The 16,888-nt window shown below is 73.0% G+C and carries 14 protein-coding genes; 6 read left to right on the top strand and 8 right to left on the bottom strand.

All coding sequences use genetic code 11. The features are described from left to right. Position 1 precedes the first annotated feature (1 nt). Genes A3Q37_RS31050 through A3Q37_RS31035 form a run of 4 tightly spaced genes read left to right on the top strand, consistent with a single transcriptional unit; the run spans position 2 to position 4,183 of the window. On the top strand, positions 2–1,093 hold the full coding sequence (locus A3Q37_RS31050; protein WP_065489719.1) for an ABC transporter permease: 1,092 nt from the start codon (positions 2–4) through the stop codon (positions 1,091–1,093). After that, entirely contained in the window at positions 1,090–2,064 is a 975-nt protein-coding gene (locus A3Q37_RS31045; protein WP_079138067.1) for an ABC transporter permease, read from the top strand. The genes A3Q37_RS31050 and A3Q37_RS31045 overlap by 4 nt, the downstream gene beginning before the upstream one ends. After that, positions 2,061–3,137, top strand: a complete 1,077-nt coding sequence (locus A3Q37_RS31040; RefSeq protein ID WP_065489715.1) for an ABC transporter ATP-binding protein — start codon at positions 2,061–2,063, stop codon at positions 3,135–3,137. Before A3Q37_RS31045 ends, A3Q37_RS31040 begins: the two co-directional genes overlap by 4 nt. Next, positions 3,134–4,183 carry an ABC transporter ATP-binding protein gene (locus A3Q37_RS31035; protein ID WP_065489713.1) on the top strand — a complete coding sequence of 350 codons (1,050 nt, stop codon included), beginning with the start codon at positions 3,134–3,136 and terminating at the stop codon, positions 4,181–4,183. Before A3Q37_RS31040 ends, A3Q37_RS31035 begins: the two co-directional genes overlap by 4 nt. A gap of 12 nt (positions 4,184–4,195) precedes the next feature. On the opposite strand, the gene A3Q37_RS31030 is transcribed toward A3Q37_RS31035, so the two are convergent. Beyond that, positions 4,196–4,756 carry a dihydrofolate reductase family protein gene (locus tag A3Q37_RS31030; protein ID WP_065489711.1) on the bottom strand — a complete coding sequence of 187 codons (561 nt, stop codon included), beginning with the start codon at positions 4,754–4,756 and terminating at the stop codon, positions 4,196–4,198. A 174-nt stretch (positions 4,757–4,930) separates the two neighbouring features. On the opposite strand from A3Q37_RS31030, the gene A3Q37_RS31025 reads away from it, so the two are divergent. Both A3Q37_RS31025 and A3Q37_RS31020 read left to right on the top strand, forming a co-directional pair. Further along, positions 4,931–5,554, top strand: a complete 624-nt coding sequence (locus A3Q37_RS31025) for a transcriptional regulator (protein WP_065489709.1) — start codon at positions 4,931–4,933, stop codon at positions 5,552–5,554. Further along, entirely contained in the window at positions 5,554–6,876 is a 1,323-nt protein-coding gene (locus A3Q37_RS31020; protein ID WP_065489707.1) for an MFS transporter, read from the top strand. Before A3Q37_RS31025 ends, A3Q37_RS31020 begins: the two co-directional genes overlap by 1 nt. On the opposite strand, the gene A3Q37_RS31015 is transcribed toward A3Q37_RS31020, so the two are convergent. The 7 genes from A3Q37_RS31015 to infB all read right to left on the bottom strand — a co-directional run. Beyond that, positions 6,871–7,989 carry an XdhC family protein gene (locus A3Q37_RS31015; RefSeq protein ID WP_065489705.1) on the bottom strand — a complete coding sequence of 373 codons (1,119 nt, stop codon included), beginning with the start codon at positions 7,987–7,989 and terminating at the stop codon, positions 6,871–6,873. The genes A3Q37_RS31020 and A3Q37_RS31015 overlap by 6 nt on opposite strands. A 49-nt stretch (positions 7,990–8,038) precedes the next feature. After that, positions 8,039–8,995: a bifunctional riboflavin kinase/FAD synthetase gene (locus A3Q37_RS31010; RefSeq protein ID WP_079138066.1), complete on the bottom strand. Its 957-nt coding sequence runs from the start codon at positions 8,993–8,995 to the stop codon at positions 8,039–8,041. Positions 8,996–9,038: 43 nt separating this feature from the next. Continuing rightward, entirely contained in the window at positions 9,039–12,590 is a 3,552-nt protein-coding gene (locus tag A3Q37_RS31005) for a hypothetical protein (protein ID WP_065489701.1), read from the bottom strand. Between the two features lie 246 nt (positions 12,591–12,836). Next, a complete protein-coding gene (gene truB / locus A3Q37_RS31000; protein WP_065489699.1) occupies positions 12,837–13,736 on the bottom strand; it encodes a tRNA pseudouridine(55) synthase TruB in 900 nt (299 codons plus the stop codon). Then, the gene (gene rbfA, locus A3Q37_RS30995; RefSeq protein ID WP_006127970.1) at positions 13,733–14,209 is read right to left on the bottom strand and encodes a 30S ribosome-binding factor RbfA; all 477 of its coding nucleotides are present in this window, start codon (positions 14,207–14,209) and stop codon (positions 13,733–13,735) included. Before rbfA ends, truB begins: the two co-directional genes overlap by 4 nt. Before the next feature lie 36 nt (positions 14,210–14,245). Further along, positions 14,246–14,539: a DUF503 domain-containing protein gene (locus A3Q37_RS30990; protein ID WP_065489697.1), complete on the bottom strand. Its 294-nt coding sequence runs from the start codon at positions 14,537–14,539 to the stop codon at positions 14,246–14,248. A 179-nt stretch (positions 14,540–14,718) separates the two neighbouring features. Further along, the coding region (gene infB, locus A3Q37_RS30985) for a translation initiation factor IF-2 (RefSeq protein WP_107471624.1) at positions 14,719–16,888 on the bottom strand (2,170 nt) is incomplete at its 5' end.

The following is a 16,888-nucleotide window of genomic DNA, read 5'->3' as shown; positions in this document are numbered from 1 at the left end:
CATGAGCTCAGAAAGCACTCCCGCCCTGCTGAAGGGCGCGGCGGGCGTGGAGAGCACCGCATCCGGCGGCCCGGCTCCGGCCGGGCCGTCGGCCCGCTCCCCGCGCTCCCGCAGTACGGCCGCCTACGCCCGCTACGCGGCGGGCAAGCTCGCCGGGGCGGCCGTCTCCCTCTTCGCCGTCCTCGTCACCAGCTTCTTCCTCTTCCGGCTGATCCCCGGCGACCCGGTCAAGCAGATGACCGGCGGCCGTCAGGTGTCGACCGAACAGATCGCGGCGATGCGCCGTGAGTTCGGGCTCGACCTGCCGCTGTGGCAGCAGTTCACGCAGTACTGCGGCAAGGCGCTGACCGGCGACTTCGGTACGTCGTACCAGTTCCGCGCCCCGGTCGTCGACAAGATCACCGAGGCGCTGCCCGCGACCCTGCTGCTGACCGGGACGGCCTTCGTCATCTACACGCTGCTCGGCATCTGGCTGGGCGCGCGCTCCGCGTGGCGCAACGGCAGTGCCGGGGACCGGGCCAACACGGCGTTCGCGCTGACGCTGTACTCGGTGCCCTCGTTCTGGCTCGGTCTGCTCCTCATCATCACCCTGTCGGTGGGCATCGGTCCGATCCCCGGGATGTTCCCGACCGGCGGTATGGAGTCCGGCAACACCGAGGGCTTCGCCCGGGTGCTGGACATCGCCCACCACCTGGTGCTGCCCGTCGTCACGCTGGTCGCCGTGGAGTACGCGCGCACCCTGCTGGTGATGCGCTCCTCGCTGCTGGACGAGATGGGCAGCGACTATCTGACGACGGCCCGCGCCAAGGGGCTGCGCGACGACCTCGTCCGCCGGAAGCACGCCGTGCCGAACGCGATGCTGCCGACCGTCACCCTGCTCTTCGTCAACCTCGGTACGACGGTGGCGGGGGCGATCCTGGTGGAGACGGTGTTCTCCTGGCCGGGTCTCGGCGGTCTCTTCTACCAGGCGCTGAGCGTGCCCGACCTGCCGTTGGTGCAGGCGCTGTTCTTCGTGTTCGCCGCCGCGGTGATCCTGATGAACACGCTGGCCGATGTGATCTATCCGCTGCTCGATCCCCGGGTGGGCCGATGACGACGTCGATGGAGAAGCCCTCCGAACCGCAGGAGCCGGACGCCCGCAAGCCCTCAGGGACCCCCGGGGACGTACGGGCGCAGAGCCCGCGCGCCCTGACCCGGGCGCGGCGGCGACAGGCGGTGACCCGCTTCTGGCGGCAGTACCGCACGCACCGGGCCGGCCTCGTGGGGCTCGCCGTGCTCGCGGTGATCGCCCTGCTGGCGCTGACCGCCCCGCTGCTGGTCGGGGCCGACTCGCAGAGCGTGACAAACACCTCGGGCGGCCCGCTGGAGGAGCCGAGCGGTGAATTCCCGCTCGGGACCGACCAGTTCGGGCGCAGCCTGCTGGCCCTGATGCTGTGGGGGACGCGGGTGTCGCTGACGGTCGGGCTGCTCGCCGCGTTCCTGTCGGTGGCGATCGGCACCCTGATCGGGATCACCGCGGGCCACTTCAAGGGCTGGTACGCCACCGTCATCATGCGGGTGACGGACTGGTTCCTGGTGATGCCGACCCTCGTGCTGGCGATCGCCCTGGCCACGGTCCTCTCCCGGTCGATCTGGACGACGATCCTGGCGATCGGCGTGACGACCTGGCCGACGACCGCCCGGCTGGTCCGCGCCCAGACGCTGTCCGTCGAGTCCCGCCCGTACATCGAACGCTCGCGGGCGCTCGGCGGCGGTCACGGGCACATCATGTCGCGCCATGTCCTGCCCAATGTGATGCCGCTGGTGCTGGCGCAGACCACGCTCGTGATCTCCACCGCCATCCTCACCGAGGCGACCCTCGCCTTCCTCGGGCTCAGCGATCCCACGATCGTCTCCTGGGGCGGTCTGCTCCAGGACGCCCGCGAGGCCGGCGCGGTCAGCTCCGGAAACTGGTGGTACCTCGCTCCGCCCGGACTCGCCATCGCCGTGGTCGCCCTCGCCTTCACGCTGTGCGGCCGCACCATCGAGTCCGTGCTCAACCCCAAGCTGGGGGTGTCCCGTTGACCGCCACGACCACGACCACCACGCCGAACCCGGACCCGTCCGGCTCGCCCGGCACGCCGGAGCCGGTCGGCGACCCCCCGCTCCTGGAGGTGCGGAATCTGACCGTCACGTACGGGGACGGGTCCGGCGCCGTCCCCGCCGTGCGGGGGGTCGATCTGCGGGTCGAGGCCGGGCAGAAGCTCGGCATCGCCGGGGAGTCCGGCTGCGGGAAGTCCACCCTGGCTCTGGCGCTGCTCCGGCTCCTGCCCGCGACGGCGAAGCTGACGGGCGAGATCCTGCTCGACGGCGAGGACGTCCTCGCCATGAAGTGGGGCCGTCTGCGGGCGGTCCGCTGGGCGGGGGCGTCGATCGTCTTCCAGGGCGCGATGCACTCGCTGAACGCCGTCCACCGGGTCGGGGACCAGATCGCCGAGCCGATCCTGCTGCACAGCAAGGCCACTCCGGCGGCCGCCCGCAGGCGCGCCGGTGAGCTGCTGGAACAGGTCGGCCTGCCCGCCGCCCGCGCGCAGGCGTATCCGCACGAGCTGTCCGGCGGGCAGCGCCAGCGCGTGATGATCGCGATGGCGCTGGCCTGCGATCCGCGGCTGATCGTGGCGGACGAGCCGACGACCGCGCTGGACGTGATGATCCAGGCGCAGATCCTGCGCCTGATCGAGCAGCTCGTGTCCGACCAGAACGTCGGCCTGATCATGATCAGCCACGATCTGGCGGTGCTCGCCGACACCTGCGACCGGCTCTCGGTGATGTACGCGGGCCGGGTCGTGGAGGAGGGCCCGGCCCGGCAGGTGTACACGGACGCCCGTCACCCGTACGGCAAGGCTCTCTCGGCCGCGTTCCCGAGGATCGGGGACCTGTCCTCGCGGCACGCCCCGCGCGGGCTGCCCGGCGACCCGCCGGACCCGGCCGCGCTGCCGGGCGGCTGTACGTTCCATCCGCGGTGCCCGGTGGCGCTGGACGTCTGCGACACCGAGGACCAGGAGCTGCGGGAGGCCGGGGCGGAGCGCCGTGCGGCCTGCGTCCTGGTGGACGAACCGGTCTCCCCGGGGGCCGACGACACGAGGAGCACCACATGAGCACCGTCCCTCCGGCCGGCGCCGCGCCCCTCCTCAGCGCCGAGACGCTGAAGGTCGCGTTCCCCGGCCGGCGCGGGGCCGCCACCGCCCGGGCCGTCGACGGCGTCGACCTGGACATCCGCCCCGGCGAAATCGTCGCGCTGGTCGGCGAGTCCGGCTGCGGCAAGACGACGCTCGCCCGTTCCCTGCTCGGCCTGGTCCCGCCCACCTCCGGGCGGGTCACCTTCGGCGGCGCCCCGCTGGACTACACGGGCCGGGCGCTGAAGGCGTACCGCAAACGCGTGCAGCTGGTCCTCCAGGACCCCAGCGGCTCGCTCAACCCCCGGCACACGGTGTACGACGCGGTGGCGGAGGGCCTGCGCATCCACGGGTACGCGGGCGACGAGCGGGCCGCCGTGTCGGACGCCCTCTCCCGGGCCGGCCTGCGCCCGCCGGAGCGGTTCTTCCTGCGTTTCCCGCACGAGCTGTCGGGCGGTCAGCGCCAGCGCGTCGTGATCGCCGGGGCCCTGGTGCTGGAGCCGGAGCTGATCGTGGCCGACGAGCCGGTGGCGTCGCTGGACGCGTCGGTACGGGGCGAGATCCTGGCGCTCCTGCTGCGCCTCCGGGACGAACTGGGGCTCTCGGCGCTCGTCGTCACCCATGACCTCGGGCTCGCCTGGAACATCGCGGACCGGGTGGCGGTGATGTATCTGGGCCGGATCGTCGAGACGGGCCCGGTCGAGCAGCTGCTCACGGCCCCTCAGCACCCGTACACCCGGGCCCTGTTGTCCGTCCTTCCGGAGGCGGAGGGCGAACCGGTGGTGCTGGCGGGCGAGCCGCCGGACCCCTCCAAGGTGCCGTCCGGCTGCCGCTTCCACGTCCGCTGCCAGGTCCTGGCCTCGGGCGAGGCGGAGCGGGCGGGGGTGGCGGAGGCCTGCCGCACAGTGGATCTGCCGGTGCTGAACGGGGGCGGGGACGCCCAGGTGGCATGCCACTGGGCGGCGGCGTGCGGTGCGGAGGGCAAGGGCGGGGGCGGGGGCGAGTCCGCCGGCGTACCGACGGACTGAGGCCGCCGGCCCTCAGCGGGTCCGGTAGCGGGCGTAGATCAGCCCACTTGCGGCGAAGGCGCGCTCCTCGACCAGTTCGAGGTCGAGGCGCACGCCGTCGGGGAAGAACCGCTTGCCGCCGCCGACCACGCTCGTCGTGATGAACAGGTGGTACTCGTCCACCAGACCGGCCGCGATGGCCTGAGCCGCGAGGTTCGGGCCGTCGACGGTCAGGTCGGCGTCCGCCTCGTCCTTGAGCCGGCGTACCGCGTCCGGGTCGAAGGACCGCTCGATCCGGGTCTTCGCACTGGACACCGAGTCGAGCGTCGTGGAGTACACGACCTTCTCCGCCGCCTGCCAGTCCCGGGCGAACTGCGCGATGTGCGGCGGCTGGTCCGGCTCGTCGAGCGCGGTCTCCCAGTAGACCATCGTCTCGTACATCCGCCGGCCGTAGAGGTAGGTGCCGACCGGGCGGAAGAGGTCGTTGACAAAGGTATGGACCTCCGGATCCTCGGCCCCGGCGCCGAGGCCGCCCTCCGCCGCCTCGGCGTAGCCGTCGAGCGAGGTGATCATCGAGTAGATCAGCTTGGCCATGGTGTCCCCTTCGGTACGGACGCACGCCTTCCGGCAGTTCCTCAGATGATGACCTTTCCGCGCTCCCGAATTCATCGGTCGGCAGCCATCTGGGCCACTGGTGACACCCAACCGCAAAGAGTTCTTCGCGAACACCTCTTTGCGAATGACTCTTTGCGGTCTACTCTGCGGTGCATGACAGATGCGCTGGAGACGCCGGACGGCCCTGCCGCCGAAGAGGAAACCGTTGTTCTGGATGCCAAGGGGCTACGTGCCATGGCGCATCCGGTCCGTGTGCAGGTGGTCGGGCTGCTGCGGAAGCACGGTCCGTCCACGGCCACCCGCCTCGCGGAGCGACTGGGGGTGAACTCCGGAACGGCCAGCTACCACCTGCGCCAGCTCGGCGCGGCGGGCTTCGTCGAGGAGGACACGGAACGCGGCAACGCCCGCGAACGCTGGTGGCGTTCGGTGCACCGGATGACAGAACTCAGCGACCGAAGCCTGGCCGATCGGGAGCCCGAGGCCACACTGGCGTACCTGCAGTCGGTCGCCGCCACCTACACCCTTCGGACGCAGCAGACGCTGAACGGGCTGCAGACGCTGCCCCACGCGTGGCGGGGAACCTTCGACATGAGTGACTGGACCCTGCGACTGACACCCGAGGAAGCCGTCGCTCTGCGACGGGAGTTGAGAGACGTCGTCGCCCGCTACCGCCGCGACGTCCCCGAGGTGGCGGCGCATGCCCCCGAGGGGGCCGAGCGGGTCGGGGTCATCACGCATGTCCTTCCCGAACTGGACAGCCCTGCGGAGACGCCGTGATGCCCCAGGCGCCGACTGTGCCGGACAAGCGGTCCTTAAAGCCGCTCGGCGGGGTACTGGCAGCGATAGCCGTATCCCTGACCGCTACGCGGATCTCCTTGGTGGCCCTGCCCTGGTTCGTGCTCGTCACGACGGGCAGCGCGACTCGGACCGGGCTGGTCGCCTTCTGCGAGATGGCGCCATACGTGCTGGTCAAGGCGCTGTCCGGCCCTCTGGTGGACCGGATCGGCGCGCGGGCCGTCTCCTGGACCACGGACCTGGCCAGCGCGGCAGCCGCCGCAGCGATCCCGCTGCTCCACGCCCTGGGCCTGCTGTCCTTCCCGGTCCTGCTGGCCTTGGTCGCGGTGGTCGGGGCCGCTCGCGGTCCGGGCGATCTGGCCAAGGATGTCATGGTGCCGGAGGCCGCCGAGCGTGGCGGGATACCGCTGGAGCGGGCCACCGGGCTGTCCGGTGTGGTCGAGCGGCTGGCCTCCACCGTCGGCCCGGTGGTGGGCGGCGCCCTGGTGGCGCTGCTCGGCCCCCTGCCCGGCCTGGTCCTCAACGCGGGCTGCTTCGTCCTCGGCTCAGTGATGGTCGGCATCGCACTGCCGCGTGGCATGGGGCGTCCCGCCGTGGACCCTTCAGCACCTGCCGACGCCGAGGAACCGGGCTACTGGCGCCGGTTCGGCGAGGGCTTCACGTTCCTGCGGGGCGAGCCGTTGCTGCTCGCCGTCATCGTCATGGTCGGGATCACCAACTTCCTGGACGCTGCAATGAGCACTCTGCTGCTGCCCGTCTGGGCGAGGGAGTCCGGGAGCGGCCCGACGGCGATCGGCCTGATCGGCAGTGTGATGGGGGCCGCCGCGGTCGCCGGGAGCCTCATCGCCGCGATGGCCGCGCACCGGCTGCGTCGCAGGATGGTGTTCCTCGTCGGATTCCTGCTGGCCGGGGCGCCGAGATTCCTGGTCCTGGCCGTCGACGCTCCGCTCGGAGCGGTGATCGCCGTCTTCGCCGTCAGTGGATTCGGGGCCGGATTCATCAACCCCGTGCTGGGGGCCGTCCTCGTCGAACGGGTGCCGCGCCGGATGCTGGGTCGGGTCAAAGCGCTCAGCAACTCGCTGACCTGGTCCGGCATCCCGCTCGGCGGGCTGGTCGCCGGTGCGGCGGTCTCCGCCGTCGGACTGACCCCGGTGCTGTTCGCCTGCGGGGCCGCGTACTTCCTCACCACGAATATGGCTGGACTGCGGCCGGAATGGCGCGAGATGGACCGCCCGGGCGGGCGAGGCGTCCCGCCGCCCTCCGGGGAACAGGCCTCGCACGACGGGACGAAGGCGGTGTCATGACGTTCCGCCGTGGTGGATCGCCCCCGTCAGCTCACCGAGCGGCCGTCCCGTCCCGCCCCAGCGGTGCTGGATGACCTCGGCCGCGATGGAGACCGCCGTCTCCTCCGGCGTACGGGCTCCGAGGTCGAGGCCCACGGGGGAGGCGAGGCGGGCGAGGGCCGCCTCGTCCGCGCCGGCCTCGCGCAGCCGGGCGAGCCGGTCGTGGTGGGTGCGGCGGCTGCCCATGACGCCGATGTACGCGGCGGGCGTGCGCAGGGCCGCGAGGAGGAGGGGCACGTCGAACTTCGGGTCGTGGGTGAGGACGCAGATCACCGTGCGGGCGTCGACCTCGGTGGACTCCAGATAGGTGTGCGGCCAGGCGCGGACCACCTCGTCGGCCGTGGGGAAGCGTTCCCGGGTCGCGAAGGCGGGGCGGGCGTCGCAGACGGTGACCCGGTAGCCGAGGAACGAGCCGATGCGGGCGGTGGCGGCCGCGTGGTCGATCGCGCCGAAGACGAGCATGCGGGGCGGCGGGGCGTACGTCCGGATGAAGACGGCCACCTCCTGCATCCGGCGCTGGCCGTGCGCCCCGTACCACTGGGTCGCGGTGTGGCCCTGGGCCAGCAGTCCGCGGGCGTCGTCGGTGACGGCCGCGTCGAGCCCCTCGGAGCCGAGCGTTCCAGTGGTGGGCCCGGCGCCGGAGGGGCGGATCACCAGACGGGCCCCGGTCTCCGCCGCGCCGGACAGGACGGTCGCCTCGGCCACCGGACGGTCCGCGGCGATCAGGTCCAGGAGAGCCCCGAGATCCGCCAGCTCGGCTGCGGAGACATACGCGCGCACCAGGACCTCGATCGTCCCGCCGCACGTCAGCCCGACGCCGAACGCCTCGTCGTCGCTGATCCCGTACGCCACCACACGCGGCCCCGCCCCGGCAAGGACCTCGCGGGCGACCTCGTACAGATCGCCCTCGACGCAGCCCCCGGAGACGCTGCCGACCACCGCGCCCGCCGCGTCGACGGCCATGACGGCGCCGGGGTCGCGGGGCGCGCTGCCGTGCACGGCGGCGACGGTCGCCAGGGCGAGGGGGACGCCGTCGGCGCACCGGGCACGGAGGTCGGGCAGGATGTCGCGCACCCTGCCAGCATCCGTCGTCCCCGGGCGGAACGCACGGCCGACCCGTGCGTCAGTGGGTGCGGTCGTACGCGGCGGTCAGCTCGCTGGAGCGCTTCACATCAGCGGCCATGGCGACCAGGAGCTCGTCGATCGAGTCGAACTTCAGCATGCCGCGCACGTACGCGAGGAAGTCGACGGCCACGTGCAGCCCGTAGAGGTCGAGGTCGACGCGGTCGATGGCGTACGCCTCCACCGTCCGCTCGGTGCCGTCGAACTGCGGATTCGTACCGACGGAGATCGCGGCGGGCATCGACTCGCCGTCCACCTCCAGCCAGCCGGCGTACACGCCGTCGGCGGGGATCGCGGTGTGCGGCAGGGTCTCGACGTTGGCCGTCGGGAAGCCCAGCTCCCGGCCGCGCTGCGCGCCGCGCACCACGATGCCCTCGACCCGGTGCGGGCGGCCGAGGATCTCGGCGGCCCCCGCGACATCGCCCTCGGCGATCAGGCGGCGGGTGAGGGTGGAGGAGAACGGCTGTCCGCCGCCCGCCTCGCCGGTGACGTACAGGTCGATGACCTCGACGGTGTAGTCGTAGGTGGCGCCCAGCTCGGTCAGCAGCGCGACGTTCCCCGCGGCCTTGTGGCCGAAGCGGAAGTTGGGGCCCTCGATGACGGCCTTGGCGTGCAGGCGGTCGACGAGGACCTTCGCGATGAAGTCGGCGGGCGACAGCTTCGAGAACTCGGCGGTGAACGGCAGGATCAGCACCGCGTCCACGCCCAGCTCCGCCATCAGCTCCGCGCGGCGGTGGTGCGGGGCGAGCAGCGGCGGGTGGCTGCCGGGGCGGACGACCTCGCTGGGGTGCGGGTCGAAGGTGACGACGACCGACGGGATGCCCAGCTCACGGGCGCGTTCGACGGCCCGGCCGATGATCAGCTGGTGTCCGCGGTGCACGCCGTCGTAGGAGCCGATGGTGACGACGCTGCGTCCCCAGTCCTGGGGGATGTCCTCCAAGCCACGCCAGCGCTGCACTGTGACCGCTCCTCGCCCGAACCTGTGTACGTGTGTATGTCGATTACGCAGGTCTAAGACTGCCATGCTCACGTCCCGCCGCCTGCATCGGCATCGGCATGGAGGGACGTGATGTCTCCAACGCCTCCACCGTGCGCCGGGCGCTCGGACCGACGACCGCCGCCCACTCCTCGGGGGCGTCGGCCAGCCAGCGGGTGACGAGGGCGGCGAAGCCGGGCACGTCGCGGGCGCACTCGACGAGGCCCCGGTCGAAGCGGGCGGCGCCTTCGGGGGTGCGGACCAGCAGCATGCCGGTGCGGTGGACGAGGGCGCGGGTACGGATCTCGGGGCGGCGCTCGGAGCCCCGGGCGGCGGCCCGGAGCAGGGCTTCCAGCACGTCCGGGTCGCGGCCGGTGGTCTGCTCGAACTCCAGCAGGACCTCCAGCAGCTCGGCCCGCAGCGGCCGGGAGTCCACGCTGCCGGGCCCGGCGAGGACGGCGGCGAGCGCGGCGCGCACCGGCGGCGGGGCGGGGCGGTCCCGCAGCAGCCCGGTGACCAGAGGCAGCAGCAGGGCGCGGGCGGCCGGGCCGTGTTCCAGGCGGAGGTCGACGTACTCGGCGGCGTGTGTGCCGTCGTCGGGGTGGGCGTCGATGTACTCCCGTACGAGTCCGGCGACGTGCAGCGCGAGCGCGGGCGTGTCCAGGCCGGCCAGGGCCCGCAGCACCGCTCCCCCGCCGTCGCCGGGGCGGGCGAGACGGGCGCGGAGGGCGGCGAGGACCGGCTCCTGGTGGGACGGGAAGACCTCGGCGAGCAGTTCGACGGGCAGCCGGGGGTCTCCGGCGGCGAACGCGCGCAGGGCGCCCGGAAGATGGCGGCTGCGGGCCTTCGGGTCGCGGACGAGGAGGGTGTGGGCGGCGGCGTGCAGCTCGGTGTCCTCGGGGCGCTCCAGCAGGATCTCGGCGGCGGAGCGCAGCAGGGCCCGGTCGCCCTCGGCGGTGACGCGCTGCTGGAGGAGTCCGGCGTAGCGGGCGGCGGCGGAACGGCGGGCCGGGCGGTCCTCGTCGCGGGCCCAGCGCTCGACGGCCCGGCAGAGCGCGGTGGGCTCGTCCTCCGCGAGGGCGGCCAGCAGCTCCCCGGCGCGGGTGTGCGGGGTGGCGATCAGCGCGTCGGTGAGGCCGTCGAGGTCCAGGTCGCGGCGGGCGTACAGCAGGGCCTGCGCGGCGGCGGCGACGGTCGGGCGCAGGGGTACGTCCGGGGCGTCGGGGCCCACGAGCAGCGGGCGTTCGTCGGTGAACCAGCGGCACAGCAGCGGCTGCACGGCCGGGGCGTCCAGGGCGAGGCGGCGGGCGACCGCGTCCAGATAGCGTTCGTCGCCGTCGGTGCGGGGCAGCCCGTCGGCGGGCACGAGGCGGCGGAGCAGGTCGATCCGGTCCTCCTCGGGCAGCCGGAGCCGCCGCCAGAACCAGGGCCCGAACTCTCCGTACGCCCCGAGGTCCCCGGGTCCTTCGGGGGCGGCGGAGCGGCGGGTGATGCGTCCGGCGAGGACCCGCAGGACGCCGAGATACGGGCGGGCGTCGGGCACCCGCAGCAGGCTGCCGTTCAGCAGATGGGCGGCCCACCAGGCGGCGTCCTCGTCGCGCGGGCCCTCGTCGGTCCAGAGCCGGTCCAGCGCCTCGATGAGGTCGGCCATCCGGTGCGCGAGGGCGGCGGTGCCCTGGCGGCGGCCGAGGAGCACCATCGCCTGGATCACCGGTCCGATGCGGTGCCGGGGCACGGGGAGGCTGCGGGGTTCGCCGGAGTCGTGGGGGTGCGGGGTGCGGTCCGGGGTTTCGCTCCCCCGGTGCCAGCGGTGTACGAGGGAGCGCAGGGCCGCGTCCAGGTCGAGGTGGGCGCCCTGCACCCAGTCGCCGAGCTCCTCGTGGGCGAAGCGGTAGCCCGCCCCGGCGGGGACGAGGATGCCCTCGGTGAGCACGGCGGAGGCCCAGCCGGTGCGCCAGGGGAAGATCTCCTCGAACGCCGCCCGGTCCAGCTCGCCCTGGCCCGGGCCCAGACAGCGGCGGGCCGCCTCGTGGACCTGGCCCGCCACCCGGGCGGCCAGCCGGCGCACGGCGGCGCCGTGGGGCTGTTCGTCGGCGGCGGCCGCGATCCGGACGGCGGCGCGCACGCACAGCAGGTCGAGGTGGGCGCCGAAGACGTCCTCGGTGTCGGGGCGGCCCGGCACACCGGGCGGCAGGGCGGCGCGGACCTCGGCGAGGAGCCGCAGGGTCAGCGGGTGCCGGTCGTGGCCGGGGGCGAGCGCGGTGGCCGGGATGCCGTACGCCTCCTTGGCGCTCTCGGCCTGCTCGGGGGTGAGGTCGCCGAGCCGCAGGGCGGGGGGCAGCCGCCGGGCGGGGCGCTGCGGGCGGTGCAGGGCGTCCCGGGGCCAGAGGGCGCCCGCGGTCTCCCAGTGCTCGGGGCGGCAGGCGACGACGAGCCGGACGGCGTTGTCGCGGAGCCAGCCGAGGGTGGAGCGCGTCCAGTCGGCCAGCCGGTGGGCGAGCAGCGGCGGCATCTCCTCGGGGCCGTCGAGGACCACCAGGAGCGGGTGCCCCGCGTCGGCGGCGAGCCTGGCGACGCGCTCCGGGGTGGCCGTACTCATGTCGCCGTGAGCGCCCGCCGCGGTGACGATCCGGGCGGAGCGGGTGAGCGTACGGCTCGCGGCGTCCGCGATCGAGACGTCCTCGGCCAGCAGGTCCGCGCCGCGCAGCCAGAGCGTGGGGGCGGGCGCGCCGCCGTCGGCGCGGCGGGCGGCGAGGGCGGCCAGCTCGGTGGTGCGGCCGGTGCCGGGTGCGCCGACGAGGCCGAGGACCAGGCCCGTACCGGCGGCGAAGGCGGCCAGCTCGGCGTGGACGTCGGCGCGCTCGACCGGTGCGGTGCGGGCCTCGGGGCCGTCCGCCGAGCCGACGGAGGTGGCGGTGATCTGGAGGGCCCCGGCGAGGTTGAGGTGGGGGCCGTAGGCGGGGGCGACGGCGGCGTTGCGGCGGAGCAGGGCGTCCAGGGTGTCGTCCGTGCCCCGGGTGATCGGGAGGGCGAGGCCGGCCGCCTCGTGCGGGGCCGTGAGGGTGGTGCTGAGGATGCCGAGGACCGCGCCGGTGGCCGGGTCGGTGACCGGTCCGCCGACGGCCGCGCCGCCGGAGCGCAGGGCGTCGCGCCCGTCGGTGCCGAGGGCCAGCTCCAGGGCGGCGGGGACCGGGTGGCCGACGCCGTCAGGTGTGGTGTACGTGGCGGGGGTGGTGCCGAGCACGCGGGCCTCGCGCCGTCCGTGGGCGGCGATGTCCACATAGCCGCCGGGCTCGGCGCGGTCGCGTCCGGCGATGGGCAGCGGTTCGGCGTCGAGGGCGTCGGGCCCGCCGGTACGCAGGAGGGCGAGGCCGAGGGCGGGCAGCGCGGTGATGTCGTCGGGGGCGACGGAACAGGTGCGGCCGCCGGTGCCGTGGAGGAGGAGCGGGCCCGGGCAGATGACGGCCTGGTGGGCGGTGACGACCGTGCCGCGCTCGTCCGCGACGAATCCCGTCCCTCGCGGCCGGCCGGCCTGATCGCAGATTTTTACCAGCTTCGACCGGTCCCCACTGCCCATGGTCCGACGGTAGGCCGCCGGTGATCGCCCGGAGCGCGAGGACGGGGAAAGCGCCCCCCGTGCCCCCGCCGTTCACTCCGAGCGCCCGTCCAATGGGGTGAATAAGCGTGTCCTGCGGGGAGCAGGGATGGTGCCGGGGAGGGGAAAAGGTGGAGCGGGCACCGGTTGGGGGGTGGTGCCCGCTCCACACAAGCGGTCGACGCGTCGGCGACAAGCAGTCAGCGCGTCTTCCGGCCACGCCTCGGGTCAGGCGAAGACGGCGAGGCTCTTGGCCTTGCCCTTCTCCTCCTCGACGAGCACGAGGAACGTCCCGTCGGGCCCGAAGACCGCGACCGGCCCCGGCGGGTAGGCGGGCATGTCCAGCCGTACGCCGTTGAGGAGCAGCTTGGCGCGCTTCTCGTCGACGTCCCAGCGGGGGAAGGCCGCGTTCGCCGCGTCGGCGACGGGCATCACGGTCAGCTCCTCCTGGTGCTGGTCCAGGGTGCGGGCCGCGTCCAGGCCGTACGGGCCGACCCGGGTGCGGCGCAGCGCGGTCAGATGGCCGCCGACGCCGAGCCCGGCGCCGAGGTCGCGGGCCAGCGCCCGGATGTACGTCCCCGAGGAGCAGACGACGGAGACGACCAGGTCGAGGACGGGGGTGCCGTCCTCGGCGACGGCCTCGCGGACGTCGTAGACGCGGAAGGAGGAGACGGTCACCGGGCGGGCCGGGATCTCGAACTCCTCGCCGCCGCGTACCCGGGCGTAGGACCGCTTGCCGTCGACCTTGATGGCGCTGACCTTGGACGGAACCTGCATGATCGCCCCGGTCAGCGCGGCCACCCCGGCGTCGATGCCCTCGCGGGTCACCTTGGAGGCGTCGGTGGACGAGGTGATCTCGCCCTCGGCGTCATCCGTGATGGTGTCCTGGCCGAGCCGGATCGTGCCGAGATACTCCTTCTCGGTCAGGGCGAGATGGCCCAGGAGCTTGGTGGCCCGCTGGACACCGAGCACCAGGACCCCGGTCGCCATGGGGTCCAGCGTGCCGGCGTGGCCGACGCGTCGCGTACGGGCGATGCCGCGCATCTTGGCGACGACGTCGTGCGAAGTGAAGCCGGACGGCTTGTCGACGATGACAAGGCCGTCCGGCGTGGTGGTCTGCTCGGTCATGCGGAGGCCGGGCCCTCGTTCTTCTCGGAGGGGCCGTCGGTCTCGTCCTCGTCGTCCTCGGGCTTGCGGTACGGGTCGGCCTCACCGGCGTACGTCGCTCCGGTGGAGACCTGGCGCACCTCCGCGTCCTTGGCCCGCGCCTTGTCGAGGAGGTCCTCGATGGTGCGGGCGTTGTCCGGGAGGGCGTCCGGCACGAAGGCCAGGGTCGGCGTGAACCGGACCCCGGTCTGCCGGCCCACCTCGGAGCGGAGCACGCCCTTGGCGCTCTCCAGGGCGGCCGCGGAGGCCGCGCGCTCCTCGTCGTCGCCGTAGACCGTGTAGAAGACCGTGGCCTCCCGCAGGTCGCCGGTGACCCGGGCGTCCGTGATCGTCACGAATCCCAGCCGCGGATCCTTGATTCGCCGGTCCAGGGTCTCCGCGACCACGACCTGGATGCGATCGGCCAGCTTGCGGGCCCGCGCGTTGTCGGTCACCGGTCCGTCACTCTTCCTTCTGATTTCGCTCGACTGTCAGTCTTCGTCACTGTGCAGCCGCCGTCTGACCGACAGCAGCTCCACCTCGGGGCGTCCCGCGACCAGCCGCTCGCAGCGGTCCAGTACGTCCGTGAGGTGTCCGGTGTCACCGGAGACCACGGCAAGGCCGATCTCGGCCCTGCGGTGGAGATTCTGCCCGCCGGTCTCGGCCACGCTCACCGCGAACCTGCGCTGGAGCTCGGCGACGATCGGGCGGACGACGGAACGCTTCTCCTTCAACGACCGTACGTCGCCGAGGAGCAGATCGAAGGACAGGGTCCCCACATACATGTGTGTGTCCGGATGTCCCGCCGGTTCGGGTTCGTGCCCCGCCAGAGCTTGCCGGGGACATCCAAACCGTACCGGAACGGCCGGAGCCGATCGACGGAAATACGACCCGCCGACCGGCTCCGACCGTGGTGACCGGGTCCCGGGGGCGAACCCCCGGAACCCGGCCCAATCCTTGCGGATCAGCCTCGCGGCTTCTCGCGCATCTCGTACGTCGCGATGACGTCGTCGATCTTGATGTCGTTGAAGTTTCCGAGGTTGATACCGCCCTCGAAGCCTTCGCGGATCTCGGTGACGTCGTCCTTGAAGCGGCGCAGACCGGAGATGTTGAGGTTCTCCGCGATGACCTTGCCATCGCGCAGCAGGCGCGCCTTGGTGTTGCGCTTGACCTCGCCGGAGCGGACCAGCACACCGGCGATGTTGCCCAGCTTGGACGAGCGGAAGATCTCGCGGATCTCCGCCGTGCCGAGCTCGACCTCTTCGTACTCCGGCTTGAGCATGCCCTTGAGGGCCGCCTCGATCTCTTCGATCGCCTGGTAGATGACCGAGTAGTACCGGACGTCCACGCCTTCGCGCTCGGCCATCTGCTCGGCACGCCCCGCGGCGCGCACGTTGAAGCCGATCACGATGGCGTCGGAACCCGTCGCCAGGTTGATGTCCGACTCGGTGACCGCACCCACACCGCGGTGCAGGACCCGGATGTCGACCTCTTCACCGACGTCGAGCTGGAGCAGCGAGGACTCGAGAGCCTCCACCGAACCGGACGCGTCGCCCTTGATGATGAGGTTGAGCTCCTGGACCAGACCGGCCTTGAGCGCCTCGTCCAGGTTCTCCAGGGAGAACCGGACGCCCTTCCGGGCGAAGTTGGCGTTGCGCTCGCGGGCGGCGCGCTTCTCGGCGATCTGACGGGCCGTACGGTCCTCGTCGACGACCAGGAAGTTGTCGCCGGCGCCCGGGACGTTGGTGAGACCGAGCACCAGGACGGGGGTCGAGGGACCCGCTTCCTGCACGTTCTGACCGTTGTCGTCGAGCATGGCGCGGACCCGGCCGTAGGCGTCGCCCACGACCATCGTGTCGCCGATGCGCAGCGTTCCGCGCTGGACCAGGACGGTCGAGACGGCACCGCGGCCGCGGTCGAGGTGGGACTCGATCGCAATACCCTGCGCGTCCTGGTCAGGGTTGGCCCGCAGGTCGAGCGAGGCGTCGGCGGTGAGGACGACGGCCTCCAGGAGCGCCTCGATGTTGAGGCCCTGCTTGGCGGAGATGTCGACGAACATGGTGTCGCCGCCGTACTCCTCGGCCACCAGACCGAACTCGGTGAGCTGACCGCGCACCTTGGTCGGGTCGGCGCCCTCGACGTCGATCTTGTTGACCGCGACCACGATCGGCACCTCGGCCGCCTTGGCGTGGTTCAGCGCCTCGATCGTCTGGGGCATCACACCGTCGTTGGCCGCCACCACGAGGATCGCGATGTCGGTCGACTTCGCACCACGGGCACGCATGGCGGTGAACGCCTCGTGACCCGGGGTGTCGATGAAGGTGATCTTGCGCTCTTCGTCGTTGACGTCGGTCGTGACCTGGTAGGCACCGATGTGCTGGGTGATGCCGCCGGCCTCGCCCGCGACCACGTTGGTCTTGCGGATCGCGTCGAGAAGCCGGGTCTTACCGTGGTCGACGTGACCCATGACGGTCACGACCGGCGGACGGGAGACCAGGGCCTCTTCGCCGCCCTCGTCCTCGCCGAACTCGATGTCGAAGGACTCGAGCAGCTCGCGGTCCTCCTCCTCGGGGCTGACGATCTCCAGGACGTAGTTCATCTCCTCGGCGAGAAGCCGGAGCGTCTCGTCGGAAACGGACTGCGTGGCGGTGACCATCTCGCCGAGGTTCATCATCACGGCGACGAGCGACGCCGGGTTGGCGTTGATCTTCTCCGCGAAGTCGGTGAGCGAGGCGCCGCGCGACAGCCGGACGGCCTGTCCGTTGCCGCGGGGCAGCATGACGCCGCCGACCGACGGGGCCTGCATGGCCTCGTACTCCTGGCGCCTCTGCCGCTTCGACTTACGGCCACGGCGCGCGGGACCGCCGGGACGGCCGAACGCACCCTGCGTGCCACCGCGGCCACCGGGACCACCCGGACGGCCACCGAAGCCGGGACGACCGCCGAAGCCGCCGCCACCACCGGGACGACCGGCACCGCCGCCGCCACCACCGGGACCGGCCGGACGGCCGGCGAAGCCGCCACCGCCGCCGCCACCGGGACGACCCGCGAAGCCGCCGCCACCGGGACGACCGCCACCGGCACCGCCGGGACGACCGCCGCCGCCGGGACCGCGGCCACCGCCGCCGGGACCG

The organism is Streptomyces sp. PTY087I2 (assembly GCF_001687325.1).
Lineage (GTDB): Bacteria > Actinomycetota > Actinomycetes > Streptomycetales > Streptomycetaceae > Streptomyces.
The sequence above is the reverse complement of the archived record's forward strand: the minus strand, read 5'-3'. Positions and strand labels throughout refer to the sequence as shown.